Here is a 1,801-nt window from a genome sequence, read left to right as displayed (position 1 = left end):
CAGGAGCGGCCGTAGCGGCAGACCGGGATTGTCCGCGCGCACGACGGCCGGCTCGGCAGTCCAGGCCACCGGCGGCAGCGCCGGCGCCCGGCATAGTTCATGTACCCGCTGCAGTTCGGGCCAGTGGCGATAGTCGCGTGACAGGCGATTGGGCGTGCCCTGCAGTTGCAGCTGCGCCAGGTCATCGAGCAGGGTCTCGGGAAGGCGGAACTCAGACTCCTGCGCCGGGCCTATCCACAGCAGGCAGTCGCCGCATTCCGCCTCGTGAAAGCCGCTGCGATCCAGCCCCAGTAGGGCATCCAGCCGCTCTTCCGCCACACCGCGCAGCAGCCGTACCTGCCAGCCCAGCGCACTGGCGGCGATGGCAAAGGCCGCCAGCGCGTGGCCGAGGTCGTGCTGGCAGTAGCGGTAGGCGCGCTCGCCATACTTCCAGGCCTCGCGCCAGGGGATGCTGGCCAGGCCGAGCAACAAGCCACCGGCCGGCAATGCTGCGGCCAGCCGCTTGCCCAGCGCCTCCGACAGCTCGGCGCGCACTTCCAGGCCGTGCCTATCCGGCGCGTAATGCGCCAGCAAGCCGTGCTTATCGAGCGCGCCGGGCGGCAGCAGCAGATAGGCCTCGGTCGGGTGCAGGTTGCCGGACGAGGGGTTGACCCGCAGCGCCCAGCGGCTGCCGCCAGCCTCCTTCCAGGCGGAAATGGCCAGGCTGTCGTAGAGCAGTTGCGCGACGCTAGCGCGATCCAGCGGAGCGGGCGACGTTTGCGGCCCGGCGAATGCCGCGTCGTAAGCCGGGCCCTCTTCCAGCGGGCGGTGGTACAGCTCGATCATCCGGGCGCCCTCGTAGCGGCGAAACGGCGCCGGCTGGGTGGCCCAGTCCAGCTGCCCCGGCCCCGGCGCGAAACGCTCGGGGGCATGCTTGCTGAGTCGGTGATAGGCGAGCACGTCCATCATCGCTGCGCCTCCCACTGCGCGCGGCGGATGCGATAGAGCACATGCGGCTGCAGCGGATGGCCGTCCGGTACGCGCGGATGGCGGAAATCGCCGCTCTCGTCACGTTGCATGCCGATGGCGCGCATCACCGCCTGCGACGGCAGATTGGCCGGCACGGTAAAGCTCACCACCTGCTCCAGGCCGAGCCGCTCGACGGCCACCGCCAGCGCCGCGCGCGCCGCCTCGCGGGCATAGCCCTGACGCCAGTGAGCCCGTGCCAGACGCCAGCCGATCTCCACCGCCGGCACGAAAGGCGCATCGAAGCCGACCTGCGCCAGGCCGGTGACACCGATCAGTTCGCCCGTGTCGCGCCGCTCCAGCGCCCAGAAGCCATAGCCATGCGCGTCGAAATGCTCGCGGATGCGCTCCAGCAGCTGCGCGCTCTGCGCGGCGTCCAGCGGTGCGGGAAAGTGGCGCATCACCTCGGCATCGGCATTCAGCGCGGCGAAAACCGGCAGGTCGGCGTCGCGCCAGGCGCGCAGCAGCAGGCGCGGGCTGTGGGTCTCGATAGGCGGCATGGCGGCTCGCTTGAGTAGGGAGGAAGGCTGCGGCCATACTCGGTCGCTCGATTCGTTGATACCTATTCTATGCCGCTACCGCTGGTCTACCACGAGGACTACAGCCCGCCCTTCCCCGCCGGGCACCGTTTCCCCATGGAAAAATTCCGCCTGCTGCGCGATCACCTGATCGCCAGCGGCCTGACCACCGACGCCCAGCTGCAGCGCCCCGCGCTCTGCCCGGCGGACATCCTCGCCCTGGCCCACTGCCCGGACTATATCGCCCGCTACATGGCCGGCGAGCTGGCGCACGAGGA

Annotated in this window: 2 protein-coding genes and 1 pseudogene; 1 reads left to right on the top strand and 2 read right to left on the bottom strand. The window is 70.2% G+C overall.

Features of this window, described 5'->3' with window-relative positions:
- Nucleotides 1-948: SagB/ThcOx family dehydrogenase (locus N878_RS19375; protein ID WP_021445216.1), on the bottom strand; the 948-nt coding region annotated here is incomplete at its 3' end.
- On the bottom strand, nt 945-1,505 hold the full coding sequence (locus N878_RS19370) for a GNAT family N-acetyltransferase (RefSeq protein WP_021445215.1): 561 nt from the start codon (nt 1,503-1,505) through the stop codon (nt 945-947). The genes N878_RS19375 and N878_RS19370, both read right to left, overlap by 4 nt.
- Before the next feature lie 69 nt (nt 1,506-1,574).
- On the opposite strand from N878_RS19370, the pseudogene N878_RS19365 reads away from it, so the two are divergent.
- A pseudogene (locus N878_RS19365) lies at nt 1,575-1,801 on the top strand (histone deacetylase); the annotation flags it as partial.

Source organism: Pseudomonas sp. EGD-AK9 (genome assembly GCF_000465935.2).
Classification (GTDB): Bacteria; Pseudomonadota; Gammaproteobacteria; order Pseudomonadales; family Pseudomonadaceae; genus Aquipseudomonas.
The sequence above is the reverse complement of the archived record's forward strand: the minus strand, read 5'-3'. Positions and strand labels throughout refer to the sequence as shown.

Excerpts from the sequence above, each read along its gene's own strand:
- N878_RS19370 (WP_021445215.1), bottom strand. The coding sequence starts at position 1,505 with ATGCCGCCTATCGAGACCCACAGCCCGCGCCTGCTGCTGCGCGCCTGG.